Raw genomic sequence first — 25,585 nt, 5'->3', positions numbered from 1 at the left:
TCCCCATCTTAGCGGCTCCGCCCCTCAGGGGTGGGGTTGAGCTGGGCATGGACCCGCCGCACCAGCTCGGGGATCCGCTCCAGGCCCAGCTCGAGCATGGCCTGGTAGGTGGAGCGGGGCACCGGCCGGCCCTCGCCTGCACCGTTCAGCTCGATGATGTCCCCGCTTTGGGTGGCCACCACGGTAAGGTCGGCCCAGGCGTTTTCGTCCTCGAGCCGGGTGAGGTCAAGGAGCAGACTGCCGTCCCCCATCCAGCCCACGCTCACCGCGGCAAACTCGGTTAGGGGCCACTCATCCAGCTTTCCCTGCCGCACCAGCCGGTCCAGCGCCATGTGCAACGCCGCGTAGCCGCCTAGGAGCGAGGCCACCCGGGTTCCGCCATCGGCTTGGATCACGTCGGCGTCCACCACCACTGTCTTCCCGGGCAGCAGGTTCAGGTCCAAAGCGGCCCGGAAGGCCCGCCCCAAAAAACGCTGTATCTCTGCAGTGCGCCCTGAGATTTTCTGTCGCTCGCGCTCCTTGCGCTCCTGGGTGGAGCGGGGCAGCAGGTTGTACTCGGCCATCAGCCAGCCTTGCTTGCCGGAAGCGTGGCGGGGTACCCCCTCGGTGATGGAGACATTGACCAGAACCCGGGTCTGGCCCAGCTCGACCAGGGCCGAGCCCTCCGCGTACTGCACGTAGCCCATCTGCAGCCTGAGGGGGCGTAGCTCGTGAGCTGAGCGGCCGTCCTTGCGCCTCATCGCCCGAGACTTTACCACAGGGCCCTTTACCGCTAGAATAGGCAGGCATGCCGGTGTAGCTCAGCGGTAGAGCACTCGATTCGTAATCGAGCGGCCGTCGGTTCAAATCCGACCACCGGCTCCACCATTTTTCAGTTGCTCTCGCACCCAGGGGGCCAGTTCGGTTAGGCTGCGCATGGGTGGTACGGTTGTGGCCAAAGGCCCACACACCAAAAGGGGCACGGGGTTCCGGGTGTGCTGGGGGTGCCAGGGCTCCTCGGCGTTGCCGTGGTCGGCGGCGATGACCAGGGTGGCCGCTGGGGCAGCCTCGAGGAAACCCTCCACAAAGCGGTCCAGTTCGCTGAAGCGGGCCTCGAGCTCATCCGGGGCCCGGTGGGCCGCGTAGTCTAGGGCCCAGTTCTCCAGGATGGTCAGGTGGTGCTCCTGGGCCAGCTCCGCAAAGCGCCGCCCCGCGGCCTTGGGGTCGTTCCAGAAAGCCGGCGGTAAGGCCAGGGGGTGGCCTGCTGGGAGCAGCTCGAGCCCAGCGCAGCGGGCTGCGTAGCCAAAGGCCGATAGGAGGTTGCGGCGGCTCCTCTGCGCCCGTTCCAGGTACTCCGGCCGGTAGCCATTGGCGTGGAGCACCCTCAGGCCCTGCCTTCGGGCCCACACCTGCAGGCTTTCTTGGGCTAGGAGGGCCTGGAGGCTGCGCAGGGGGTGGGGGCCCTGGTGGAAGCCCAGCATCCGGGCAGCGTTGCGGCCGGTGAGAAGGGTAGTTTGGCCGGTACCGGACTGGGGCAGCCCCTCCACGCCAAGCCCGGCGTCCAAGACCCGGTAGGCCTGCCCGGGCCGGTCGGCGGGCTCGGGGCCAAACCCCTGGCTGAGGGCTTTTAGGGTGGGGAGCTCCAGGCGTTGGAGCGGGCTTCTAGGGTCGCGCGAAAGCCCCAGCCCATCCACGAAGAGGAAGGCCAGCATGCCTAGATGGCCCACGCCAGCCCCATCTCCTCGAGGCCCCGCAGGGCTTCTATGGCGTCGGGGTAGCGCTGACGGATGTCTTTGGCGACCAGCCGGTTCAGGTAGGCCTGGAGCTCTTGGGTAACCACCAGCCCGGTTTCAGGGGCGGCCACCAGCGGAGGGGGGAGGTTGCTCAGGTGGGCCCGCATGACCTCAGCTGGTTCCCCGGTGAAGGGGAGTTCGCCGCTGAGCGCCCAGTAGAGCAGAATTCCGGCTGAGTAGACGTCTGAAGCAGGGGTGGGCGACTGGCCGCGAATCTGCTCTGGAGCGATGTAGGCGATGGTGCCCAGCCGCACCCGCTGGCTAAAGCGCTCGCCTACCGGCCCTGAGAGGTCGAAATCCACCAGCCGGGAGTCGCCGGTGCCGTCTACCACTAGGTTTTCTGGCTTTACGTCGCGGTGCACAAGGTTTTTGCTGTGCATGTGGGCCAGGGCCTCGAGCAGGTGGCGGAACACCGTCAGCACCCGGCCCGGGTTGTCCCTGCGCCACTCGGAAAACCGGCTTCCCGGAGCAAAGGCAAGCAGCACGGCAGGGTTCTCGCCGCCCTCCTGGGGCACGCTGAGGCGGGCCAGCACGGGGTTGATGCGGGGGTGTTTGAGCTTCTGCCCAACCCTCCACTCCCGCTCGGCCCGGCCTTCAAAACCCTTGGGAAAAACCTTTAGGGCATAGGGGGTGCCGTGAATGTCGAAGGCCAGGTAGACCGTGGCCAATGAGCCCCGAGCGATGGGACGGATGACCTTGTAGCGGCCCTCCAAGGTGATGCCGGCCAGCCCCACGCCAACACTATACCTGCTCTCTCTTCAGGCTTTTGCGAAATCTTCACCGGCTGGGTGTTCCTTGGCCAAACCGCGCAGAACCGGCTGGGCTTGCTCCTCAGCTCCCCGCAGAGTCCTGCGCTCGCCTATCCTGCGGGGGTGGGCCCAGGTCCGCTCGGGGGAAACCGTCGGTGCAGCCTCAGGGTGCGGCCCACCGCGGGCTCGTGAGGGGAATTTGAGGTAGCCCTGGGGTATGCTATTGGCCGGACTGGAGACGCCTTGCGATGAGTAGGTTTCTTGAGTACCTTTTCAAGGAGTGGTTCCGCCAGGTAGGTGAGGCCCTCTTGCTGGCCTTTTTGGTCACCACTTTTCTCTTTACCACGGTGGGGGTGGTGGGCAGCTCCATGAACCCTACCCTACTGAATGGGGAGCGGGTTTTTGTGCCCAAGTACGAGACCTGGCTGGTGCGGTTTGGTCTGATGCAGTGGCGGCGCGGCGAGGTGGCCATCGTCAAACCCCCTGAGGGCACCCCCAACGCGGTGGCCCAGTTTCCGGTCTTGGGGTTTCAGTTCAGGGCCTTTTTCATCAAACGTATTGTTGGTCTGCCGGGCGATGAGGTCAGCCTGAGGGACGGGGTGGTCTACGTGAACGGCCAGCCCCTCAACGAGCTGCACATCACCGCCTCGCTTCAGCCCTACCCCGACAGCTACCCTGTGGTCTGCTATCGGGATGGCCGTCTCACCGCCCTCATCACCCAGCAGCAGGTGCGCTTTACTCCAGAGCTTTTGCCCGACTATCTGAAGCCTACCCTGCGTATGCTGGTGCCCCCTTCGGAGGAGGACCTGGCCAGAAGCCGATTGGGCGAACACTGCTTCACCAGTGCCCTCAAGCTCGAGCCAGGCTACTACTTCGTGATGGGGGATAACCGCACCTTTGGCGGTTCAGAGGACTCCCGTACCTTTGGTCCGGTGCCCACCAGCGCCATTGCTGGCCGGGCCAACGCGGTCTGGTGGCCGCTGGGGCGTATCCGGACCTTGCCGGTACCGGAAGGTTTTAGGGCTTTGGAGCGGTGAGGGGGTCTCAAACTGCCCGGCTGGGGGCTTCTCATATCGGCTTCACCGTGGGGCGCTAGATTCCGAGGCAGTGGAAATGCACGGAACCACCATCGTAGCGGTGCGGCGGGACGGGGTTACGGCCATCGCGGGGGATGGTCAGGTCACCCTGGGCCAGACCGTTCTCAAGACAGGGGCGGTCAAGGTGCGCCGGCTGGAGGTTGGTGGGGGTGTCCTGGTGGGTTTTGCCGGGGCGGTGGCGGATGCCCTTACGCTTCTGGAGAAGTTTGAAGGGGCCTTGAAGGAGGCTAAGGGTAGCCTGCAGCGGGCGGCCATAGAGACCGCCAAGCTTTGGCGCACCGACCGGGTTTTGCGCAACCTTGAGGCCATGCTCGTCCTGGCTGACCGCGAGAACCTACTCCTGCTTTCGGGCAGCGGAGAGGTGTTGAGCCCTGACGAGCCGGTGGTGGCGGTGGGTTCCGGGGGACCTTACGCTCTGGCCGCAGCCAAGGCCCTGCTGCGGCACTCCACCCTCTCAGCCCCTGAAATAGCCCGTGAGGCGATTCGTCTGGCCGGTGAGATAGACCTCTACACGAGCGGCCAGCCCACCCAGGTCTTGAGCCTGGGGGACCCTTCCCCGTCCTGAATAGGAGCGGTATGAACCTCACTCCAGCGGAAATTGTCCGCGAACTTGATAAGCACATCGTGGGGCAGTCTGCAGCCAAGCGGGCCGTAGCAGTGGCCCTGCGCAACCGGATGCGCCGAAAGAAGCTGCCCCCCGAGCTGGCCCGCGAGGTCACCCCTAAGAACATCCTGATGATTGGGCCTACTGGCGTGGGCAAGACCGAGATTGCCCGGCGGTTGGCCCGGCTGGCAGGGGCCCCCTTCTTGAAGGTGGAGGCCACCAAGTTTACCGAGGTGGGCTATGTGGGCCGCGACGTGGAGTCCATTGTGCGCGACCTGGCAGAGGTCTCCTATCAGCTTGTCATGCAGGAGATGAAGTCCAAGGTGGAGGGTCGGGCCCTGAGCCTGGCCGAGGACCAGGTGGCGGCCCTTCTGCGCATATCGCCCCAGGAGCTGCGCACCGGCCGCTACCACGACCAGTACGTGGAGGTGGAAGTGGCTGAGGAGGCCCGCCTGCCGATGGTGGGGATGCTGGGGGGTGAGTCCATGCAGGGGCTTCAGGAGATGCTCAAGGGCTTGCTGCCCCAGCGCCGGGTGCGCCGCCGGATGCGGGTGCGCGAGGCGTTGGAGGTGCTGAAGAACCAGGAGGCCGAGCGGATGGTGGACAGGGAGGAGGCTTCCCAGGAGGCGCTGCGCCGAGCCCAGGAGGAGGGCATCGTTTTCATAGACGAGATTGACAAGGTTGCCCGCAGCAAGGGTGCCGTGGGTGGGCCAGATGTTTCCGGGGAAGGGGTACAGCGCGACCTTTTGCCTATCGTGGAGGGTACGGTGGTCTCCACGCGGCTTGGGCCCCTTTCCACCGACCACGTGCTCTTCATCGCGGCGGGGGCCTTTCACGTTTCCAAGCCCTCCGACCTCATTCCGGAGCTCCAGGGGCGTTTCCCAATCCGGGTGGAGCTCGAGCCGCTAGGCCCCAAGGAGTTTGAACGGATTTTGCTGGAGCCTGAGAACTCCCTCATCAAGCAGTACAGCGCCCTGCTTGCTGCCGATGAGACGGAACTCCACTTCACCCCTGAGGCCATCGAGGCGGTGGCCCGGTTTGCTCACCAAGCTAACCAAGAGTTGGAAGATATTGGCGCCAGGCGGTTGGCCACCGTTTTGGAGCGGGTTTTGGAGGAGGTTTCATTTCAGACCTGCTTGGGGCGGGTGGAGATCACCAAGGAGTATGTGGAAGCTCGGCTCAAGAACGTGCTGGCCTCACCCGATCTGTCGCGCTATATCCTGTGAGGCAGCCCGGCGCTTTCGGTTGTCCTTGTGGATGGTTTGACCGAATCAGGAGGAAAACGATGCGTTTTTGGTTTTTGGTGACGGCGCTGGCTTTGGGGGGCGCGCTGGCCCAGCAGGCTCCTGCCCAGCCCACCTCGCGGCCGCAAAACCAGGCCAGCCTTTGCGCCCTGCTTTACGACGCCGGGCGCCCCGAGGCAGCCCTTGGGGCGTGTGAGAGGGCGGTCAAGGACGCACCCACCCCCGAAAACCTCTACCTGCTGGCCCGGGTTCAGACCGAGCTGGGCCGCTTCACTGCGGCGGTGGAAAACCTTCGCCGCGCGATCACGCTGAACAGCGGTTTCACCCAGGCCTATGTGGCCTTGGCCCAGACTTACGTGCGGCAGTACCTGCTTTCGGAGAACCGGGACGCCTCTAAGGGCCTTTTGGACCAGGCCTTGGCGGTGCTTCGGGAGGCTGAGCGGGTCAACCCCAGGTACGCCCCTATCTACGCCACCCGGGGTACTGTGCTTGTTTACCAAAACCGCCTGGACCAAGCCGTTGAGTCCCTCCAGCGCTCCCTTTCGCTCAAGGACGAACCGGTGGTGCGGGCCTTGCTGGCCGATGTCTACGTTCGCCAGGGCAAGTGGGAGGAGGCCCTCAAGAACTACGACGAGGCGGTGAAGGCTGCCCCCAAGAACGCCGCCTTGCGGGTTAGGTACGGCAGCCTGCTCCTGCTGCGAGGCAACCTGGACCTGGCCATTGAGCACCTCGACCAGGCGGTGGTGCTGAGCCCGGGCAACGCCGAGGCCTGGTTGCGGCGGGGGGATGCCTACTACGAGAAGAAGGACTGGCAGCAGGCAGGGGTTTCCTACCAGCAAGCGGTAGCCCTCTCCCCAGTGCGCTACCCTGACGCCTACGTGGGGCTGGGACAGGTTTACATGGAGTTGAGAGACTACCAGAAGGCCCGCTTCAACTTTACCAAGGCGGTGGCCCTGGAGCAGAACAACCCCGTCTACCGCTACTGGCTGTGCCGCGCCAACGAGCTTTTGGGGGATAAGGAGGGGGCCAGGGTGCAGTGTGAGCAGGCCCTCAAGCTTAGGCCCGACTATAGGGAGGCCCAAGAGGTGTTGAGCCGCTTGCGGTAACCTCCGCAGTGGAGCAGGTCCGGGAGAGTCCCGGACTTTTTGTTTGTCAGGATAAAACAGGGGGGCGTGTTGCCTAGAAACGTAATCTCCCCTATAATCGCACCATGCCCTGGCGTTTGGAAGCCTGGAGCCCTGAGTACGACCTCCCCGAACGGGTGGAGGGGGAAGGGGTGGAGGGGGTTGCGGTCCAGACCGAGATTGAGGGAGACTGGGTGGCCCATGCGCCCCCTAGGGTGGCCCCCGAGGGCTGGCCGGTATTCTACCTGGTGGACGGCCGCCAGCGGGTTGAGGCCCAGCTTGTCGACGCTGCGGGGCGTAAAGCCCTCTTGGCGACGGTGATAGCTGGCGCGGTATGCCGCGACGAGAAGGGGATTTACCCCGTAGGGGAGCCACGCAAGCGGCATATCCTGCTCCACAAGGACGAGGTGGAGCCCCTACCTCCGGGACTGAGCCACTACCAACCAGTGCGGGTGCGGGAGACGGACCCTGCAAGCCTCAAGGCTCGGGTTACGGAGGAGATGCGGCGGCTCGAGGCGGCCGTGGTAAACGAGCTGGAAGGTGGCTATGTGGTGGTGGATGGGCAGCTGTATCCGGGGGAGGAGGGCTTTAGGCGTTCGGACCGGTTGATGGGCTACGCCAAGACCCAGGCCGCAACCTACCTAAGCCCGGAACACCAGGCCCTGCTGCACCGGCTGGAACCCTACCAGCGTACCCCCATCTTTTGGGTTCCAGGGCGGGCCTTCAACCGATTGGTGGACGTTTACTCCTGGTATGTGCGGCTACCCTTGGAGCCGCGCGTCCCCTTCCATGGGGCTGCGGCCTTGCTGCGGGTAGAATCTCCAACCCGCGAGCCTGCCGAAGCCAAGGCGCTGGCCGATCTCTCGGTGAGCCTTTTCTGTACCATGGCCTCCACTCCGTGGCGCGACCCCAGGGCGCCGCAGAATCTGGTGCCGGTCTTTGGGCTCGAGCAGTGGTTGGGGCGGCACCTAGGTCCTTTGGAGGTGGCGCGCCGCCGGATTGTGCAGGCTCTGTTCACATAGGAGGTAGAGGTGAAGCAGGTGGGCGTGGTGCTGGGCAGCCGGGAGGTGCGACCCCTGGATTTCTGGGTGGCGGTGCCGGAGGGCAGCTACCTCCGGCTGGACGACCTGGTCTACGTGGAGTTTCCCCACCCCGACCCCGGCCGGGGCTGTGTGCGCTACTACGGCATGGTGGACGAGGTCTTTAAGGTTTACGAGGGAAATACCTTTGACACCGATGTTTTCTTGGCCCAGCGGGAGCTTTTGCCGGTTAGCGTCTCCTATGTGGCCCATGTTCAGGTTACCCGCATCCTTCCGGAAGAGTACCTGCCACCAAACCCTGGTGCCCCGGTCTATCTGGCCAACGAGCAAGAGCCCCTGGCCCTGGCCCTTTACTACGAGGGGATGGGGGATAGGAAGATGCCCGTGGGGGTGCTCAAGAATGGCGAGGTGGTCTATGTTAACTTTGACTTCTTGAACGGTTTCAAGGGGGGGCATGTCAACATCTCGGGGGTCTCCGGGGTAGCGGCCAAGACCAGCTACGCTACCTTCTTGCTCCACAGCCTCTTCCACTCCCCGGCCAACCCCCAGAAGGCCACCACCCGGGCCATCATCTTCAACGTCAAGGGGGAAGACCTCTTCTACCTGGACAAGCCCAACCGGGGTTTGCGGGAGGAAGACCGGCTGGTCTACCAGAAGCTGGGCTTACCCCCCCACCCCTTTGAGAGCGTGGCCTTTCTAGCCCCCCCAAGGAAGACGCCGGGAGAAGTCCTGCCTGATGTGGCGCGGATGGACGCCACCCCCTACCACTGGGATTTAGTCCAGTTCTGCCGCGAGGGGCTCCTGCCCTTTCTCTTTGCCGATCGGGGGGCCATGAGCAACCTGGGCTTTCTCATCGACCAGGTTACCGAACGGCTGCGTCGGCTGGTAGAGGGTCAGCGGGGCCCGGGCCTTTTGGTAGAGGACTGGGTGGACGAAGTGGCGGTTGAGGGGGCAGGAAGGGGTTTTGAGGAGCTGGGCAAACAGCGCGTCGTCAGCTTTTCCCAGCTTGTGCGCTACATAGAGTTCAAGCTCCTGGGGCCAGAGGCCGCCCCAGAGGAGGAAAGGCAGAAGGGTGACCCGCTCTGGACCGCCCGGCAGACCCGGAGCACCCTCGAGGCCTTCGCCCGGCGGTTACGGGCGGCGGTGGGCAGCGTGGCCCACCTCATCCGGGGCGACCGGCCGGGCCGCCCCCCCGACCCTCTAGGCGGGGCCGCTCAGGTCAGCGTAGTGGACATTCACCAGCTCCCCGCCCAGGCCCAGATGTTCGTGGTGGGAGCCTTGCTGAAGTCGATTTTTGAGCGAAAGGAGCGGGATGAGTATGGGGGCCGGGTTTTTGTGGTCCTGGATGAGTTGAACAAGTACGCCCCCCGCGAAGGAGACAGCCCCATCAAGGATATTCTCCTGGATATCGCGGAGCGGGGGAGGAGCCTAGGGGTGATCCTGATAGGGGCTCAGCAGACCGCCTCGGAGGTGGAGGGTCGGGTGGTGGGCAATGCCGCTATTCGGGTGGTGGGCCGACTGGATGCGGCCGAGGCCGAGCGCCCTGAGTACCGGTACCTGCCCCCCTCCTTCCGCCAAAGGGCCGTGATCCTACCCCAGGGCACCATGATCCTGCACCAGCCGGAGGTGCCGGTGCCCCTGGCCCTCACCTTTCCCCTGCCGGCCTGGGCCATGAAGCGGGAGGAGGTGCAGGAGGACCTTTCGGCGGAGGCCCTCTCCCGGTTGTTAGACTAGCTATGGGCCATGACCCAGAGGCATCTTCAAGCTGTCCTGCGCATGTACGCCCGGGGGTACTTTCCGTTAGGGCTCGAGCGGGGTGTGGGTTGGTTTGACCAACGGGCCTACGGAACCCTCTATCGGGCGGTCATCCCGTTGGACGAAGGCTTTCACATCCCCAAAAGCCTGCGCCGGGTGCTCAACGCTGGTCGCTTTGAGGTGCGGATCAACAGCGACTTCCCCGGGGTGCTCGAGGGCTGCGCCACCCGGGGCTGGACCTACCGGAGTGAGACTTGGATCACCGAGGAGATAAAGGAGCTTTACCTGGAACTGTACCGCCACGGCTACGCCCATAGCTTCGAGACCTGGCTGGATGGCAGGCTGGCCGGAGGGATTCTGGGGGTGGCCTTGGGCGGGGCCTTCATCGGGGACAGCATGTTCTACCGGGTTCCCAACGCTTCCAAGGTGGCCTTGGTCAGGCTGGTTGAGCACCTGCGGGCGCGTGGGTATGAGCTTTTTGACGCCCAGGTGATGAACCCCCACCTGGCCCGCTTTGGAGCCCTGGAGGTCAGGCCGGAGGAGTTTCAGGAGTGGTTGCGCCGAGCCGTGCAGAAGCCGGTTTGTTTCGTGGAAGGGGCTCCGGTTTCGGGTGTTTGAGATTGAGGTCGCTTGGTTAGGGGTAGGATGGGGTGCATGAGGCTTTTTGGCACCTTTTCGTTGGTGGCCCGCGATGCGCAAACCGGCGACCTTGGAATTGCTGTGGCCAGCAAGTTCCTCGCGGTGGGTGCGGTGGTCCCCTGGGCCCGGGCTGGGGTGGGGGCAGTGGCCACCCAGTCCTACGCTAACCCCGCGTTTGGCCCCTTGGGTCTGACCCTGATGGAGGCGGGGGCAGGTCCGGAGGACATCCTGGCGGTTTTCGCCCGGAACGACCCCGGGTTGGCCAAGCGGCAGTTTGGTCTGGTGCTGGCCAGCGGCGAAAGCCTGAGCTACACCGGTTCGGAATGCCATCCTTGGGCTGGGGGTCGCTGGGGGCCGAACTACGCGGCCCAAGGCAACTTGCTCACGGGCCCCGAGGTGGTAGAGGCGTTGGTGCAGACCTTTCTGAACCGCGCCGACCTGCCCTTTCCAGAGCGCCTTTGGGCCGCCCTGGAGGGGGCCGATCGGGCAGGGGGGGACAAGAGGGGGCGGCAGTCCGCAGCCCTCCTGGTGGTGGGGCAGGGCAAAGGGTATGGGGGGATGGAGCGCTGGATTGACCTGCGGGTGGACGACCACCCCGACCCGGTAGGCGAGCTGGGGCGGCTTTTGCGAATGCACCGGCTGCTTTTTGACAGGGGAGAGGCTCGCTTGCTGGAGACGGGAGAGATCGCCTGGCTTCAGTCCTTGTTGCGTTCCCAGGGGCACTACGCGGCTGAGGTTACCGGCCAGTGGGACGAGGCCACTGAGCAGGCCCTTTGGGCGCTTTTGGGAACCGAGAACCTGGAGCAGCGCTACCAGGGTGGGCCTGCCCTGGACGAAGCCACCCTGCGCTATTTGAGGGAGAGGTTTGCATGAGAAAGGAGGTGGTTGGGGCCGGAGGGGTGTTGTTCAATTCCCAAGGAGAAGTGCTCCTGATCCGGGACCGCATGGGCTACTGGTGCTTTCCTAAGGGCCATGTGGAAGAGGGGGAGGACCTGGCGGAAGCGGCTTTGCGCGAGGTGGAGGAGGAGACCGGCATCAGGGCCGAGGTCGTTGGGGAGCTTCCCACCACCCGCTACATCAACAACAAAGGGGTGCCCCGGGTGATCCACTGGTTTTTGATGCGGGGGGAGGGGGCTGTCCGGTTGGAGAGGGGTTTGAGTGGGGGGGGGTTCTTCGACCCTGAGGAGGCCCGGCGGCTGCTGGCCTTCCAGGAGGATGTGGCCCTGCTGGAGCAGGCCTTGGGTCGAAGGGCGTAAAATCAGGGCGGCGAGGCACACTATGGCAGTGTACCGCTTGGATGACCACACCCCTCGGATTCACCCCACGGCCTTCATAGCTCCAAATGCCGTTGTGGTGGGGCAGGTCGAGATTGCCGAGAACGCCTCGATTTGGTTTGGTGCGGTGGTGCGTTCGGACACCGAGAGGGTTTTTGTCGGCCCGGGGAGCAATGTGCAGGACGGGGCTGTTCTGCACGCTGACCCGGGAGATCCCTGCATTCTAAGGAAGAATGTAACGGTGGGCCATCGCGCCGTGGTGCACGGGGCGGTGGTGGAGGAGGGAGCCCTGATTGGAATTGGGGCGGTGGTGCTGAACCGGGCTCGAGTGGGCCAAGGCGCGGTGGTGGGGGCTGGGGCAGTGGTGCCTCCGGGTATGGAGATACCCGATGGGATGCTGGCCATAGGCATTCCGGCCAAGGTGCGCGGCCCGGTGGAACCTCCCGGGAACGCGGAGGGCTACGTGGCCCTCTCCCGCCGCTACCTGGCCCATCTGGCCCCCATTGCGCCGCTTGGACGGTACCAGCTTACCCTGCGCGGGCAGGATGCGCTCAACCCCTTCAGCGACCTCCACCTTCAGCTCAAGCGGAGCGAAGCCGAGGCCCTAGCGGCTTTGCGCTCCGTTGCTGAGGGTAGGGCGGGAGACATCAGCACCGAGATGTTGCAGACCTTGCTGCGGGAGGGGTTGATTCGGCCATCGTGAGGGACTAGGGGTATGGCTAGATTGGCCTTTTTGATGGTTTTCTCCTCGGTTATGGCGCTGGCCCACGCCGAGTATGAGCGTTCTGTGCCAGCGGCCAACGCCGTCCTCAGGGAAAAACCCAGCTCGGTGGTGGTCTACTTTACCCAGCCCGTTGAGGTTCGGCTCTCCACCTTTGGGGTTTACGCGCTTGAAGCGCCCCGGGAAGCCTGGGGAAATCCAAGCCGGCTGCGCCAGCTGGCCCAGCCGCTGGTGCGCAAGGTGCTCGCTTCCCGTGGAAGTGCGGGCCGGCGGGTCGACATGGGAGTGGCGACCACCGCCCGTACTAGCCGGGATGTAATCCTGCGTCTGAGGCCCGACCTCGAGCCCGGCCCCTATGTGGTGGTGTGGAGAAATCTGGGGGTAGATGGACACAGCGTTGTCGGGTTCTTTGTGTTCGTCTACCGGTCCTGAACCATGCCTCATGAACATGAAGGGCTCCAGTACGCGCTCCGGGCGGTGCTGTACCTGGGGGTTTTTCTGCTTTTGGGAACAGGGATATTTGTCCGCTACCTGGGCTGGGAGGTAGCCCGCTCCCAGCGCTGGCGGGTGTGGCGGATGCTCTCGGTGGGGTTTCTGCTGGCCGTTGGGGCCAGCCTCTACAGCGCCTACCACACCGTATGGATGCTGGGGGACGTTGGCCTTTTGGGTAGCTACCTGCTGCAGACCCAGCAGGGCAACCTGGTTTTGTTGCGGCTTTTGGTTCTACCCTTGTTGCTCCTGCTCTCCATGGGCTGGTTCCGCTGGGACCGCTGGGTCTACCCGCCCCTGGCGATGGGCCTGTTGCTTACCCTGAGCCTGACCGCCCACGCTGCTGGGCGGGGGGTGGTGGAGGTTTTGGCCGACCTGCTGCACCTGGCCCTGGGGGTGGCCTGGGGTGGGGGCCTGCTGGCGCTGGCCGCGCTTTGGCACGGCGCCCCCTCTGAGGCGAACCTGCGGGCCTTGAGGCGGATCGACCGCGCGGGGGTCGGGCTTTTTTTGGGGACAGTGCTGCTCGGGGGATACCTGGCTGCGGTGCGCTTGGGCAATTTGGACGGCCTTTGGACCACCGCGTACGGGCAGCGGCTGCTCGTCAAGCTGGTTTTGGTGTTGCTAATCCTGCTTTTGGCCGCCACCAACCGGTTCTGGTTGCTGCCCCTTCGGGGGGCTGTGGGCAGGAGGGGGGCGTATCTGGTGGGCCTTGAGGCCGTCTTTCTGCTGGGGGTGTTGGGGGCCACAGGGGTGCTGGCCAGCACTGAGCCGCCTGGGTCTCCGCAGGCCCCCAGGCTTGTGCGCATTGCCGAGGCCTATGGGGAGCACCGCTTCGTGGGTCAGCTTTTCAGTCAGGGCGGCGTGGTTCACCTTTACCTGGACCTTCGGGATGGGGAGGGCAACCTCCTTCCCGCTGGCCCGGCGCTGCGGGTGGGGTTGCAGAGGGAGGATTTGCTCTATGAAGAGGTGCTGCGCCCCTACCACAGGTCGCAGTACCACCTGGCTTACCTGGCTGAGGGGAGCGGGGCTTGGGAGGTGTGGCTCGAGCTACCGCACAAGCGCCTGGAGTACGTTTTGTGGGTGGGCCGATGAGGGGAAACGCCCGTTAACGGGTAGGTTTGCGCGAAGGGGGTTGCGCCTCACAGGTCTGGCCCTGCGGTTTTGCTACCTTTGGCCTAGGGCATGAGGGGTTTGGCGATTGTGCTAGGACTCGGGCTGTGGGTGGGCGCGCTGGCCGCCCCGGTTGACCTCAAAATCAACCTGCGGGTGGGAGAGGCGCCCCTGGAGTGGGGCCGTATCTACCAGACCCCAAAGGGCCAGCGTTACCGGGTAGACCTGCTCAAGTTTTACCTCTCCGAGCTGGCCCTGGTGCGGCCCGACGGCAGGGAGGTGAGGGTGGGCGGGCTGGCTTTGGCGGAGTTCCGGCGCGGTGGCCCAACCCAGGGGGTTTCGGTGATGCGCTTCGAGGTCCCGTCGGGAGAGTACCGGGGCCTGCGCTTTGATGTGGGGGTCCCGCGGGAGCTCAACCACCAGGACGCTGCTACCCAGGAGTTTCCCTTAGGGGTTAACTCTGGAATGTACTGGGCCTGGAATCCGGGCTACATCTTCTATCGGCTCGAGGGGGCCGCTTTCCTGGAGGGCAGGGAGGAGAAATGGGTGATTCACATGGGCACCGATGCCTTTCGCATTCCGGTGCGCTTGCACGACCTGCAGATGCGCCGGGTGCGTTTGGAGGTTCCGCCCCGTGGGACGAGCTTTGTCCTGAACCTGGACATTGCTCGAGCCTTCCTCCCTGGGCCCAACGGGGCTTTTCTGGACTGGCGGCAGCCGCGCCTGCGCCAGCTCCACGGCATGAGCCCGGAGACCGCTTTGGTGATGTCGGTGGTGTACTACCAGATGCTCAACGCCTTTTCCCTGGCCCGCTGACCGGAGGCGGCCCGGATGCACGCCGGACGATGGCTTTTGTGGGTGGTGCCCCTGGTCCTTCTGGGCCTGGAGCGCCCCGCGCCTCCCTCCCACGCCCCGGCGCCGGACCCTCGGGCCCTGAGGGCGGCCAGGGCCGTTCCCATCCCGCCCGACAACCCCCAGACCCCGGCCAAGGTGGAGCTGGGCCGGCGCCTTTTCTACGACCCCAGGCTCTCCCTGGATGGCAGGGTGGCCTGCGCAAGCTGCCATAGGCCCGAGTTTGCCTTCAGCGACGGGGGTAAACCGGTGAGCGTAGGGGTTTTTGGCCGCAAGGGCAGCCGCAACGCCCCTACCCTCACCAACGTAGCCTTTCGGAGGCGCCTTTTCTGGGAGGGGCGCTCGCCCCGGCTCGAGCTTCAGGCCGTAGGCCCCCTTACGGCTCACCACGAGATGGCCATGGAGCCCGAGGCTCTAGCCCAGCGGCTTTCGTCCATTCCCGAGTACGCCCGAGCCTTCCAGGAGGTTTTCGGGGAGCCCCCCACCCTGAAGAACGTGGCCTTTGCCCTGGCTGCTTTTGAGCGGACCCTCCTTTCCTACGACAGCCCCTTTGACCGCTTTGTGGCCGGTGACGACAGCGCGCTCTCCCCGGCGGCCCGCAGGGGGATGGAGCTGTTCTTCAGCGAGAGGGGGGACTGCTTTCACTGCCACGTGGGCCCCGAGTTTACCGACGATGAACCCCGCAACACCGGGCTTTACACCGTGTACCCGGATGTCGGTCTGGCCCGGATTACCGGAAAAGACGAGGACGTGGGTAAGTTCAAGACCCCCACCCTGCGCAACGTGGCCCTCACCGCGCCCTACATGCACGACGGCTCCAGGAAGACGCTTCGGGAGGTGGTGGAGCACTACAACCGGGGTGGGGAGCCCAACCTGAACGCCGACCCCCTAATTCGGCCGTTGGGCCTCAGCGAACGCGAGGTAGACGACCTGGTGGCTTTTCTGGAGTCCCTTACCGATACCCGTTTTATCGCCAACCCGGCCCTTCTGCCGCCTCGGTAGCCCTCCACCCGTCATCCCGGCTTCGTCTTAGGGCTTCCGCGAAGGCCCGGGCGGCTTGGTCTACCTCGGCTTCGGTGGTGAAACGGCCCAGGCTAAAGCGCACCGAGGCCTTGGCCTCCTCCCGGCTGCGCCCGATGGCCAGGAGCACGTGCGAGGGCTCGAGGCTCCCGCTGCTGCAGGCCGAGCCGGCGGAGGCCGCCACCCCCAGCAGGTCAAGGTTGAGGAGGAGCCCCTCCCCGTCGGCCCCTTTGGCGGTGATGTTGACGTGCTTGGGGCTGCGCAGGGTGGGGTGCCCGTTGAGCTCAACCCCCGGGAGGGCTAGGAGGTGCCCTTCCAGGCGCTCCCGCAGCCCCAGCAGCCGCTTGGACTCCTGGGGCAGCACCGCCACGGCTTTCTCGGCAGCCAGGCCCATTCCGTACACCGCCGGGAGGTTCTCGGTGCCTCCCCGGTAGCCCTGCTCCTGCTTTCCGGGCACCAGGGGGAAGAGCTCCACGCCCTTGCGCACGTAAAGTGCCCCTGCCCCCTTGGGCCCGTAGAACTTGTGGGCGGCGATGGAGATGAGGTCGGCCCCCAGCTCCTCCACCCGGCAGGGCACCGTGCCAAAGGCCTGCACCGCGTCCGTGTGGAAGAGGACGCCCCGAGCCCGGCAGAGCTCGGCCACCGCCCGGACCGGGTAAAGGGTACCCAGCTCGTTGTTCACGGTCATGAGTGAGACCAGCAGGGTATCGGAGCGCAGGGCCTCGGCTACCTGCTCGGGGTAGATGAGGCCGTAGCGGTCGGGCGCCAGCAGGGTCACCGCGAAGCCCAGCCGCTCGAGGTTCCGCAGGGCCAGCAAAACCGCAGAGTGCTCCACCTGCGTGCTCACCAGGTGCCCCCGGCCTCGGGCCAGGGCCACCCCGTAGAGGGCCAGGGCGTCGGCCTCGCTGCCGCCGCTGGTGAGGATCAGCTCTCGGGGGCGGCAGCCCAGGGCCTCCGCGAGCCGCTCGCGCCCCTCCTCAAGGAGCTGCCGGGCCTTCCTTCCGAAGGCGTGGACCGAGCTGGGGTTGCCATGGTTTTCCAGCGCCTGCTCCATCCCGGCCCTGACCTCGGGGTCGAGCGGGGTGGTGGCGGCGTAGTCCAGGTAGATCATGGGCTAGGCAGGGGGGGCGGGCTCGAGCTGCACCAGCTTGCGGGCCTCAATGAGCTTCCGCTCCTCAATCAGGTCTTTGAGGGTGGTGCTGCGCAACACTCCCCGCATGGCCTCATCCACCCGCTTCCAGAGGGTCTCGGTGGAGCAGCGGCCGGTCTGCCAGCAGGACTCCGGGTCGTCCAGGCAGACCACCGGGGCCAGGCTGCCCTCCAGGGCCTCGACCACCTCGAGGGCGGTGATCTTCTCGCTGGGCCGGCCCAGCCTGTAGCCGCCCCGGGCCCCCCGCACGCTGCGGATGAAGCCAGCCCGGCGGAGCTGGGCGGCAATCTGTTCCAGGTAGTGCTGGCTGATGCCCTGGGCCTCGGCCACCTCCTTGAGGGGTACTGCCTCTGGCTGGCGCAGGCCAATCTCCACCAGGGCCCTGAGGCCGTACTGGGCTTTGGTGGACACCCACATGCCCCTAGTATAAACTCGCAAATCTCGTAAGGAATAGGGTGTTTTCTCACCCTAGACGGGCCTCCAGGAGCAGGGCCTGGGTGAGCACGCTGGCGCTGCCGGCTAGGTTGGAGCTTCGGAGGTGGAGGGGCAGGGTTGGTTCGTTTACTATGGCGTTAGGGCGGCTGCTGGCGCTGTTATGGGGGTGGAGGATGAGGCACGCGATTGGCCTGTGTTTACCCTTGGATTGTTGGGCTTTTCTCACCTTGGTGCGGGCTTGGCGAACCTGTACCTCATCCACCGGATCAAGAGCATGGAATCTACCGGAGGCTAGCGGTGGGGGGCAGCAAAAGGGATTTTCCACGGTACGCCCTGGTCGTGTTGTGGGAGGGATTGCAGAAGTTCTTCTGGGCTGTTGTGGGCACCCTTGGCTGGAGCTGGAAGAACGGCGCCCTCATTCATCACCTTTCCAGTACCCTGGGCTGAGCCCTGGATGCCCTGCGGTTCCCGAGTGCGGGCCTAGGCCTGCGAATGGTCTTTGGAACCTTCCACAAAGCGGCAGGTAGCGGCCCTGTCCCGGCTGAGCCAGCAGCGCTGGGGCCTGGAGTTTTCGTGGCGGCTGCCCTGGTGGGCTAAAACCGGCGCAGGCCTAAAGCCAGCAGAAAGAAGAGGGCCTGGGTGAGCACAATGGCGCTCCCTGCAGGAATGTCAAAGAGGTAGGCAGCGGCCAGGCCCGGTAGCACCGAGAAGGCCCCTATCCCGACTGCACCTAGGGTCATGGCGGCGAAGGTCTGGCTCAGCAGGCGGGCGATGGCCGCGGGGATCACGATGAAGGCCGCCATAAGCACGATGCCGACCACCTTTACCGAGACCACCACCACCAAGGCGATGAGGGCTGCGAGCAGGTAATCGTGGAGGAGCACCGGCCGCCGGTCGGCCAGGGCCAGCTCGCGGTCGAAGGTGGCGTAGGCCCAGTCGGGCCACAGGGGCAGCAGCGCTGCCACCCCCAGGGCCACCAGGCCCATGACCCAGAGGTCGGTGGGGGTTACGGTGAGGATGGAGCCGAACAGGTAGGCCACCGCGTCGGGGGCAAAGCCCTGGCGCAGCGACATGAAGAGCACCCCCAGGGCTGCCGACATAGCGAAGAAGATGCCGATGGCGGTGTCGTCGCTCAGGCTACTTCGCTCGCGCACCCAGGTGATGGCCAGGGAGACCCCCACTGCAAAGGGGATGGCCACCCAGAGCGGCTCCTGGTGCAGCAGGAGCCCTAGGGCCACCCCCGCAAAGGCTGCGTGGGCCAGCCCGTCGCCCAGGAAGGAGAGGCGGCGCTGCACCACCATCACCCCCAGGTAGCTGGCTAGGCCTCCTACCAGCAGGCCGGCCAGCAGGGCCCGCTGCATGAAGGGCAGTTGCAGGGCTTCCAGCATCAGTCCCCCTTTAGCACCAGGCCGTGCTCGTGGCCCACGTGCCCAAAGGCCTGGCTCAGGCACTCGTGGCAGAGCACCCGCTCAGGGGGGCCATAGCCCACCACCCGCCGGTTCAGTACCAGCACCGCTGAGGCGTGGTGCTGAGCGGCTTCCCAGTCGTGGGTGATCATCAGGATGGTGGCCCCCCGCTCGGCCTGGTAGGCCTCGAGGTGCCGGTACAGGTCGGCCTCCCCCACCACATCCACGCCCGTAGCAGGCTCGTCCAGGAGGAGCAGCCGGGGCTCGCGGATCAGGCTCCGCGCCAGATAGACCCGTTGCAGCTCCCCACCCGAGAGGCGGCCCAACCGACGGTTGGCCAGGGCCAGCGCCCCCACCCTGTCCAGCATTTCTTCGGCCTTTTTTCGCTCAGGCGCCGTGATCAGAAAGGGCCAGCGGCGCCGCAACCCCGACACCACCACTTCCAAGGCCAGAGCGGGAAAACTGCGGTCGAAGCCCTTGACCTGCGGCACATACCCCACCCAGCCGGGGGGCACCTGCCGAGGCGGCAGGCCCATCACCCGTACCGTACCCGAAACCTGGGTCGGCCCATCCCGCAACGAGCCCCGTTCCAGGCCCAGCAAAGCCTTTAGTAAGGTGCTTTTGCCGGCCCCGTTGGGCCCCACAATGGCCACAAAGGCTCCCTGAGGTACGGTTAGGTTTACTTCTTGCAGCGCCCGGAAATCCCCAAAGCGCACCGAATACCCCTTCATCTCCACCGCAGCAGCGGTCATATTTTATGATAATACGCTATCAATAGCCCCTCGGATAGAGGGGGTGGGTCTCGGTGAAAGCATTAACAGCGCCCTGGTTCACGGGTCGCCTATCCCAGGGTTTTTGGCCTTCGGCCTTGGGCCTGTCACTCGAGCGGCACCTCAATCACGTTGCCGAAGCTCGAGAGCGGCTTGTCAAACTGCCGCCGGTCACCCACCACCACGATCACAAACTGCTCCGGGCGCACGTACTGCTGCATCACCCGTTGCAGATCGGCGGGGGTGGCGGCCTGAATCTGGCGCACGTACTGCTCGTAGTAGTCGGGGGGTAGGCCCAGCATCCGGGTGCGGGCGATGCGCTCGGCCACTGCCTGGCGGGAGGTGAAGCGGAAAACCTCGGCGTTCAGGATGTTGTTGCGGAAAAGCTCGAGTTCCTCCTGGCTCACCGGCCGCTCGCGCAGGTCGCGGAACTGCGAAAGCATCAGCTCTATTACTTCCGCGGTTTTCTCCACTCTCGAGATGGAGGCCCCGTAGAAGAAACCCGGCCAGCCAAAACCCTGCGATTGGGCTCCGCCTGTGGCGTAGGCCAGTCCCCGCTTGGTGCGCACCTCCAGGAAAAGCCGGCTGTTGAAGCCGTCCCCCAGGATGCGGCTTGCCAGGTCGAGCTCGCTGTAGCCCGGAGCAAAAGCCGTTACGGTGGGCTGGCCCATGTAGATGACGCTTTGGTTGGTCTCCTTCTGCACGAAGTAGATGGCTGGCTTGGGGCTTGGTGGGGCGAAGGTGGGCAGGACCACCTCTCCACGCCGCCATCCTGCTAGGACCCGCTCGAGCCGCCCCACCATCTCCGGAATGCGGAAGTCCCCGCTGACGGCTAGGATGGCGTTGTTGGGTCGGAAGAAGCGCTGGTGGAAGGCCAGGAGGTCCTCGCGGCTAATGCTCCGCACCGAGGCCGCGCTGCTGACGCGCCCGGCAGGATGGCCCTCGTTGATGCGCCGCACGAACTCCCGCACCGCAATCTGGGTGGGCTGGTCGTTGCGGCGGCGGATGGCCTCCAGGGCCCGGCCCTTCTCCAAATCCAGCCGCTCTTGGGCAAAGCGGGGCCGCACCAGTACATCGGCCCATATTTGCAGGACCTGGTCCAGGTTTTCGCTCAGGGTGTCAAAGGCCACCGAGGTAAAGAGGTTGTCGCTTGTGACGCTCACGCTGGCGGCCAGGGTCTCCAGAATTTCGTCCACCTGGTCAGGACTGCGCTCGCCAGCCCCCCCGGTGCGCATTACCGCGGCGAGGATGCCGGTGAGCCCCACCTTGTCCTCAGGTTCGTAGATGGACCCAGCCCGCAGGTAGACCCTCCCGGTTACGAAGGGCAGCCGGTTGTCCGGCACCAGCAGTACCTTCAGGCCGTTGGTCAGGGTGATCTCGGTAGGCCGGATGGGCCGGGGCTCAATCCGCGGGAATTGCATCTTGAAGGGGTCGGGCCAGTCGGCGGGTATTCCCAGGCCCTGGGCCAGGGCCAGCGGAAGCCCCACCAGGAGCATCCACAGGGCTCTCATCGGCTGCCTCCTTTGGTGACCAGGGTGGCCACGGTGCGGTTTTCAGGGGTGAAATACTTGCGCGCGGCCTGCTGGATTTCCTCAGGTGTGATGGTATTGTAGATGGATTCCTCCTCGAAGATGCGCTCGTAGCCGCCGAAGAAGAGTTCGTAAAAGGCTAGGGTCTGGGCCAGGCCTGGCCCTCCCTGGAGCACCCTGAGGTACGCCGCGCGGGTCTGGTTGCGCACCCGCTGCAGCTCCTGGGGGCTTACGGGTTCGTTCTTTAGCCGCTCTAGCTCATCGTAGATGAGGCGCTCCAGGTCTTGGGTGGTGCGCGGCGCGCGGGGTTGGGCCGAGATGACGAACAGGTTTGGGTAGCGGAAGCCTGGCGAGGCTGAGCTACTGCTCACGTTCAAGGCGGCCTGCTCCTGGATCACCAACCTGCGGAAGAGCCGGCTGGTGCGGCCCTCGGTGAGGATGGCGTCGATCATGTCCATCACGTAGGCATCGCGGCTGGGGTAGGTGGGCTTGTGGAAGCCAATCCGCAGGCTGGGCTGGGCGTTGTACTCTAGGGTAACCCGCCGCTCAGCGGTTTGGGGTGGTTCAGCGGGGATATCCAGGTTGGGCCGCTCGGGGCCTCGGGGCACCGCGCCCAGGTAGCGCCGTACCAGGGCTATGTCCCGCTCAGGTTCTACATCCCCCACCAACACCAGTACCGCACGGTTGGGGTGGTAGTGGGTCTTCCAGAACTCCATGGCCTTATCCACCCGGTAGCCCAGGATTTCCTCGCGGCTACCGATGAGGGGTCTTCCGTAGGGGTGCACCTGGAAGGCTGCTCGCAGAAAAACCTCGTTCAAGGCTCCGTTGGGGTCGTTTTCGTTGCGCTGGCGCCGCTCTTCCAGCACCACGTCGACCTCTTCGTAGAAGCTGCGAAAGACCGCGTTCATCATCACATCGGCGTAGACCCGCAGGTAGAGCTCGAGCCGGTTGGAGGGCAGCGAAACCCGGTAATCGGTGCGGTCGTAGCCGGTGGAGGCGTTCAGCCCTTGTTCGCCGTTGTTGGTGAAGAGCTGGTCAATTGCGTTGGGCAGGGCCAGCTTCTTGGCCTCCTCGCGCGCTTGGTTGAAGGCCTGGGTGAGGCGGTCTACCTCGCTTTGGGGAGCCCCTCGAGCCAGGGCCTGGTCCAGTTCAGCCCGGGCTTTGTCCACTGCCTCCAGGGCAGCCCTTTCCCTAGGCCAGTCCAGACTGCCGATGCTCGGGGTGCCCTTGAAAGCCATGTGCTCAACCATGTGGGCGATGCCCCCCAGGCCCGGCGCCTCGTCTACCCCACCCACATCAAACATCAGGTTGAAGTGGATGACCGGGGCTGTCCTGTCCGGCACCATCAGCACCCGCAGACCGTTGTCTAGGGTGTACCTGCGAATTTCGTCCTTGAGCCTTTGGGCTAGGGCGCCCGGAAGGAGCAACACCAAAAACAGCAACCCTATGGCCGGTCTCACACCTTCCTCCTTTGGCCCCATTACGCCCGAAGGACCAAAACCAGACTGGGATTGGGTCCACACTTTGGCTCAGCGGGGGAGCACCTGGACAATGGCCTGCATGACAAAAGGAGGTATCTGCCTGCCTGGGAGAGGCCGTCCCAGCATCACCAGAAAGTACGGACCGGGTTTGGGGAACAGCACCACCCCTTCCACCCGACCGGTCCTTGGGTTGAGCCGCATCTGCACCTGGGCGTCGGGCTGAACCCGGGCGCTCACCTGTCCCTGGTAGAAAAGCAGCGTGCAAAAGCAGTCTTTGGGGTTGAAGGGCCTTCCCCCAATCCGGATGTACTCAATCCAGGCTACCGTGGGTATTCCTGCCCTGGGGGGGGCGTCGTTGGGCTCAAAGTCCACCTGGCCCTCCACATAGCCCCCGCCGCCCTGAAAGGGGTGGGCTAGGCCGGAGAGTCCCAGGAAGGCGGTCGCCAATAAGGCTACGAGGCTGCGCATCTGCCCACAGGTTAGCGCAAAACTGAGGTAGAGGCCCCACTGGGGTTTCCCAGTGGGGCTTGAACCGCGGTGGAGTCTAGAATCGCTCGGCTACCTTGTCCCAGTTGATCACATTCCAAATGGCCGCCAGGTAGTCTGGGCGGCGGTTCTGGTACTTGAGGTAGTAGGCGTGTTCCCACACGTCAATGCCCAGGAGGGGGGTGTGGCCTTCCATCAGGGGGGAGTCCTGGTTGGCGGTGCTGTAGACGAGGAGCTTACCGTCCTTATCTTTGACCAGCCAGGCCCAGCCTGAACCAAAGCGGGTGAGGCCGGCCTGGGTCATCCTGTTCTTGAGCTCTTCAAAGGAGCCGAAGGTGGCGTTGATGGCCTCGGCCAGCCTGCCGGTGGGTTCCTTGGAGCCGCCGGGGGTGAGGATATCCCAGAAGAGGGCGTGGTTGTGGTGGCCGCCGCCGTTGTTGCGCACAGCGGTCCGGATGTCCTCGGGTACCTGGGCAATTTTGCCCAGTAGGTCCTCAATGCCCCAGCTGTGCAGCTCGGGGTGCTTCTCCAAAGCGGCGTTCAGGTTGTTCACATAGGCCGCATGGTGCTTGCCGTGGTGGATTTCCATGGTCATCGCGTCGATGTGGGGTTCAAGGGCATCTTTGGGATAGGGCAGCTCGGGCAGCTTGAACGGATAGCTCATATTCTCACCTCCAGACCGTACTCTACGCCTTGCCCTGCGCAGCGGGCTGTGATTGGGGACTCAAAGCCTACTTCAGCGGGGTTGGTTGCTGGTCATTTCCAGCGGCACCACCCACCGATCAAACTCCTCTTCGGTCAGATAACCCAGCGCCAGCGCAGCCTGCTTCAGGCTCAGGCCCTCCTTGTGGGCTTTCTTGGCGATCTCGGCAGCTTTGTCGTAGCCGATGTGCCGGTTTAGGGCGGTTACCAACATCAGGTTCTTTTCCAGGTTTTCCTGAATGCGAGGAAGGTTGGGCTCAATGCCCACCGCACAGTGGTCGTTGAAGGCGCTGCAGGCGTCGCCCAGCAGCCCGATGCTGGTGAGCACGTTGTAGACCATCACCGGCTTATAGACGTTGAGCTGAAAATTGCCCTGGCTTCCAGCGAAGGCCACTGCGGCATCGTTGCCGTAGACCTGCACGCAGACCATGGTCAGGGCCTCGGCCTGGGTGGGGTTGACCTTGCCAGGCATGATGGAGCTGCCGGGCTCGTTTTCGGGGATGAGAATCTCTCCGATGCCGTTGCGGGGCCCTGAGGCCAGCCAGCGCACATCGTTGGCCATCTTGAAAAGGGCACCGGCAAGGGTGCGCAGAGCTGCGCTGGTGGTGACCAGGGCATCGTGGGCCGCAAGCGCGGCGAACTTGTTGGGGGCCGAGACGAAGGGAAAGCCGGTCTCCCTGGCGATGTAGGCGGCGCACAGGTCGCCAAAGCGGGGGTGGGCGTTCAGGCCGGTGCCCACTGCGGTCCCGCCAATGGCCAGCTCGTAGAGGCCCTGCTCAGCGTGGCGTACCTCGGCCAGGGCGTAGTCTATCTGGGCCACCCAGCTGCCGATCTCCTGGCCCAGGGTGATGGGGGTGGCATCTTGCAGGTGGGTGCGCCCCACTTTCACCACGTCTTTGTAGGCTTCGGCCTTGGCCGCCAGGGTGTCGCGCAGCTTTTGCACGTTGGGGTAGAGTTGGCGGTGCAGCTCCTCCACCACTGCGATGTGCATGGCGGTGGGAAAGGTATCGTTGGAGGACTGCCCCCGGTTAACGTCGTCGTTGGGATGGATGGGCTTTTTGGAGCCCAGTACCCCCCCGGCGAGTTCAATCGCCCGGTTGGCGATGACCTCGTTGGCGTTCATGTTGGTCTGGGTGCCCGAACCAGTCTGGAAGACCACCAGCGGAAAGTGATCATCGAGCTTGCCGGCGATGACCTCCTCTGCGGCCCGTACGATTAGGTCGGCCTTTTCGCGGGATAGCTCACCCAGCTCGGCGTTGGCCAGCGCTGCGCTCTTCTTGAGTATGCCCATGGCCCGGATGATGGAGCGCGGCATCTTGAAGCGCTCTACCCCGATGGGGAAGTTCTGGATGGAGCGCTGGGTCTGGGCGCCCCAGTACCGGCTGGCCTCAACCTGGATTTCGCCCATGGTGTCCTTTTCGATGCGGTAGCTCATGGCCCTGTTATTTTACTGGGGGCAAGGCATCGCAAGGTGCGGTAGGCGATGCCCAACCCAAGGCTCACGCACAAGGCCCCAGCAAAGAAGGGGGCCCCGGGGAGCTCCACGACAGCCTGTGGTCCGCTGAAGCTGCTGAGGAGGTGGGTGCCCGCCACCGGGCCCACGATGCCCATCAGGTTGCCGATGGTGGCCAGAGCGCCCTGCACGCTTCCCTGCTCGTCGGGGCGGACGTTGCGGCTGATGAAGGCCTGCAGTGCGGGTTCATCCACTGCGCCCAGCGCGCTGATGGCCAGCGCCGCAAGGAGCGTCCAGGGGGTGCTGGCGAGGCCGTAGAGAACGAAGCTGAGCATGCTTACCCCCAGGCCCAGCAGGATGGCTCGGCCTTCTCCCAACCTTGGAACCAACCAGGGCACCACCAGCCCCTGCCCCAGTACGCTCATCAGCCCGAAGGCCGCCAGGACGAAGCCGTTCTCGGCCGGCCCGAAGCCGTAGCGGTAGGCGCCGTAGGGAATCCACACCGCGATCAGCATGTTCATCGCTAGGCTGTTGAGCAGAATGGTCCAGCCCAGCGGGCGCAGCAGCGGGTAGCGGGCTAGAGCGGCCAGTGCCCCGAACGGGTTGGCCTCGAGCCAGCGCAGCGTCTTTTTGCGATCTTCTGGCCTCAAAGATTCGGGTAGCAGCGCCAGGGCCAGCGCAAA

Annotated in this window: 27 protein-coding genes and 1 tRNA gene; 15 read left to right on the top strand and 13 right to left on the bottom strand. The window is 64.9% G+C overall.

Going from position 1 to position 25,585, the window contains the following annotated elements:
• Positions 1–8: 8 nt before the first annotated feature.
• Positions 9–740, bottom strand: a complete 732-nt coding sequence (gene rph / locus NZ849_RS01290) for a ribonuclease PH (RefSeq protein WP_295386701.1) — start codon at positions 738–740, stop codon at positions 9–11.
• A gap of 49 nt (positions 741–789) precedes the next feature.
• Between rph and NZ849_RS01285 the strand changes: the two genes are divergently transcribed.
• Positions 790–864: transfer RNA gene (locus NZ849_RS01285), tRNA-Thr, on the top strand.
• On the opposite strand, the gene NZ849_RS01280 is transcribed toward NZ849_RS01285, so the two are convergent.
• Entirely contained in the window at positions 843–1,691 is an 849-nt protein-coding gene (locus NZ849_RS01280; protein ID WP_295386699.1) for a metalloenzyme, read from the bottom strand. The two genes, NZ849_RS01285 and NZ849_RS01280, sit on opposite strands and share 22 nt — an antisense overlap.
• Positions 1,692–1,693: 2 nt before the next feature.
• The gene (locus NZ849_RS01275; protein WP_295403214.1) at positions 1,694–2,506 is read right to left on the bottom strand and encodes a serine/threonine-protein kinase; all 813 of its coding nucleotides are present in this window, start codon (positions 2,504–2,506) and stop codon (positions 1,694–1,696) included.
• A gap of 263 nt (positions 2,507–2,769) precedes the next feature.
• On the opposite strand from NZ849_RS01275, the gene lepB reads away from it, so the two are divergent.
• From lepB to NZ849_RS01205, 14 genes are all read left to right on the top strand, one after another.
• The gene (lepB, locus tag NZ849_RS01270; RefSeq protein ID WP_295386693.1) at positions 2,770–3,558 is read left to right on the top strand and encodes a signal peptidase I; all 789 of its coding nucleotides are present in this window, start codon (positions 2,770–2,772) and stop codon (positions 3,556–3,558) included.
• Between the two features lie 76 nt (positions 3,559–3,634).
• Positions 3,635–4,183: an ATP-dependent protease subunit HslV gene (hslV, locus tag NZ849_RS01265; RefSeq protein ID WP_295386786.1), complete on the top strand. Its 549-nt coding sequence runs from the start codon at positions 3,635–3,637 to the stop codon at positions 4,181–4,183.
• 11 nt (positions 4,184–4,194) lie between these two features.
• Positions 4,195–5,448 (top strand): ATP-dependent protease ATPase subunit HslU, encoded by a 1,254-nt coding sequence (locus NZ849_RS01260; protein ID WP_295386690.1) that lies wholly within the window; start codon positions 4,195–4,197, stop codon positions 5,446–5,448.
• A 59-nt stretch (positions 5,449–5,507) separates the two neighbouring features.
• A complete protein-coding gene (locus NZ849_RS01255) occupies positions 5,508–6,572 on the top strand; it encodes a tetratricopeptide repeat protein (protein WP_295386688.1) in 1,065 nt (354 codons plus the stop codon).
• 104 nt (positions 6,573–6,676) lie between these two features.
• Complete coding sequence (locus NZ849_RS01250; RefSeq protein ID WP_295403211.1) at positions 6,677–7,612, top strand: DNA double-strand break repair nuclease NurA; 936 nt, start codon at positions 6,677–6,679, stop codon at positions 7,610–7,612.
• A gap of 9 nt (positions 7,613–7,621) precedes the next feature.
• Entirely contained in the window at positions 7,622–9,364 is a 1,743-nt protein-coding gene (locus tag NZ849_RS01245) for an ATP-binding protein (protein WP_295403208.1), read from the top strand.
• Positions 9,365–9,373: 9 nt separating this feature from the next.
• Positions 9,374–10,003, top strand: coding sequence for a leucyl/phenylalanyl-tRNA--protein transferase (aat, locus tag NZ849_RS01240; protein WP_295386680.1), 630 nt, complete (start codon positions 9,374–9,376; stop codon positions 10,001–10,003).
• A gap of 36 nt (positions 10,004–10,039) precedes the next feature.
• Positions 10,040–10,897 (top strand): DUF1028 domain-containing protein, encoded by an 858-nt coding sequence (locus tag NZ849_RS01235; RefSeq protein WP_295386677.1) that lies wholly within the window; start codon positions 10,040–10,042, stop codon positions 10,895–10,897.
• A complete protein-coding gene (locus tag NZ849_RS01230) occupies positions 10,894–11,280 on the top strand; it encodes an NUDIX hydrolase (RefSeq protein WP_295386674.1) in 387 nt (128 codons plus the stop codon). The genes NZ849_RS01235 and NZ849_RS01230 overlap by 4 nt, the downstream gene beginning before the upstream one ends.
• 22 nt (positions 11,281–11,302) lie before the next feature.
• Positions 11,303–12,001: a gamma carbonic anhydrase family protein gene (locus tag NZ849_RS01225; RefSeq protein WP_295386672.1), complete on the top strand. Its 699-nt coding sequence runs from the start codon at positions 11,303–11,305 to the stop codon at positions 11,999–12,001.
• 12 nt (positions 12,002–12,013) lie between these two features.
• The gene (locus tag NZ849_RS01220; protein ID WP_295386669.1) at positions 12,014–12,451 is read left to right on the top strand and encodes a copper resistance CopC family protein; all 438 of its coding nucleotides are present in this window, start codon (positions 12,014–12,016) and stop codon (positions 12,449–12,451) included.
• 3 nt (positions 12,452–12,454) lie between these two features.
• The gene (locus NZ849_RS01215; RefSeq protein WP_295386667.1) at positions 12,455–13,600 is read left to right on the top strand and encodes a CopD family protein; all 1,146 of its coding nucleotides are present in this window, start codon (positions 12,455–12,457) and stop codon (positions 13,598–13,600) included.
• Between the two features lie 90 nt (positions 13,601–13,690).
• Positions 13,691–14,434, top strand: a complete 744-nt coding sequence (locus NZ849_RS01210) for an MbnP family protein (protein ID WP_295386664.1) — start codon at positions 13,691–13,693, stop codon at positions 14,432–14,434.
• Positions 14,435–14,449: 15 nt separating this feature from the next.
• Positions 14,450–15,472: a cytochrome c peroxidase gene (locus NZ849_RS01205; RefSeq protein ID WP_295386662.1), complete on the top strand. Its 1,023-nt coding sequence runs from the start codon at positions 14,450–14,452 to the stop codon at positions 15,470–15,472.
• Here NZ849_RS01205 and NZ849_RS01200 read toward each other — a convergent pair.
• From NZ849_RS01200 to NZ849_RS01155, 10 genes are all read right to left on the bottom strand, one after another.
• A complete protein-coding gene (locus NZ849_RS01200) occupies positions 15,438–16,601 on the bottom strand; it encodes a cysteine desulfurase family protein (RefSeq protein ID WP_295403205.1) in 1,164 nt (387 codons plus the stop codon). The genes NZ849_RS01205 and NZ849_RS01200 overlap by 35 nt on opposite strands.
• Before the next feature lie 3 nt (positions 16,602–16,604).
• Complete coding sequence (locus tag NZ849_RS01195; RefSeq protein ID WP_295386656.1) at positions 16,605–17,057, bottom strand: RrF2 family transcriptional regulator; 453 nt, start codon at positions 17,055–17,057, stop codon at positions 16,605–16,607.
• Between the two features lie 611 nt (positions 17,058–17,668).
• The gene (locus tag NZ849_RS01190; protein WP_295403202.1) at positions 17,669–18,463 is read right to left on the bottom strand and encodes a metal ABC transporter permease; all 795 of its coding nucleotides are present in this window, start codon (positions 18,461–18,463) and stop codon (positions 17,669–17,671) included.
• Complete coding sequence (locus tag NZ849_RS01185; protein ID WP_295386650.1) at positions 18,463–19,233, bottom strand: ABC transporter ATP-binding protein; 771 nt, start codon at positions 19,231–19,233, stop codon at positions 18,463–18,465. The genes NZ849_RS01190 and NZ849_RS01185 overlap by 1 nt, the downstream gene beginning before the upstream one ends.
• Before the next feature lie 125 nt (positions 19,234–19,358).
• A complete protein-coding gene (locus tag NZ849_RS01180; RefSeq protein WP_295386648.1) occupies positions 19,359–20,762 on the bottom strand; it encodes a pitrilysin family protein in 1,404 nt (467 codons plus the stop codon).
• Positions 20,759–22,240 (bottom strand): insulinase family protein, encoded by a 1,482-nt coding sequence (locus NZ849_RS01175; RefSeq protein ID WP_295386647.1) that lies wholly within the window; start codon positions 22,238–22,240, stop codon positions 20,759–20,761. Before NZ849_RS01175 ends, NZ849_RS01180 begins: the two co-directional genes overlap by 4 nt.
• A 69-nt stretch (positions 22,241–22,309) precedes the next feature.
• Positions 22,310–22,729 carry a hypothetical protein gene (locus NZ849_RS01170; RefSeq protein WP_295403199.1) on the bottom strand — a complete coding sequence of 140 codons (420 nt, stop codon included), beginning with the start codon at positions 22,727–22,729 and terminating at the stop codon, positions 22,310–22,312.
• A 76-nt stretch (positions 22,730–22,805) separates the two neighbouring features.
• Positions 22,806–23,411 carry a superoxide dismutase gene (locus tag NZ849_RS01165; protein WP_295386638.1) on the bottom strand — a complete coding sequence of 202 codons (606 nt, stop codon included), beginning with the start codon at positions 23,409–23,411 and terminating at the stop codon, positions 22,806–22,808.
• A gap of 72 nt (positions 23,412–23,483) precedes the next feature.
• A complete protein-coding gene (gene fumC, locus NZ849_RS01160; RefSeq protein WP_295403196.1) occupies positions 23,484–24,884 on the bottom strand; it encodes a class II fumarate hydratase in 1,401 nt (466 codons plus the stop codon).
• The coding region (locus NZ849_RS01155) for an MFS transporter (RefSeq protein WP_295403192.1) at positions 24,881–25,585 on the bottom strand (705 nt) is incomplete at its 5' end. The genes fumC and NZ849_RS01155, both read right to left, overlap by 4 nt.

Source organism: Meiothermus sp. (genome assembly GCF_025060375.1).
In the GTDB taxonomy this organism is placed as follows: Bacteria; Deinococcota; Deinococci; order Deinococcales; family Thermaceae; genus Meiothermus.
Note: the sequence above shows the minus strand (reverse complement) of the source record. Positions and strands in the feature narration are given on the sequence as shown.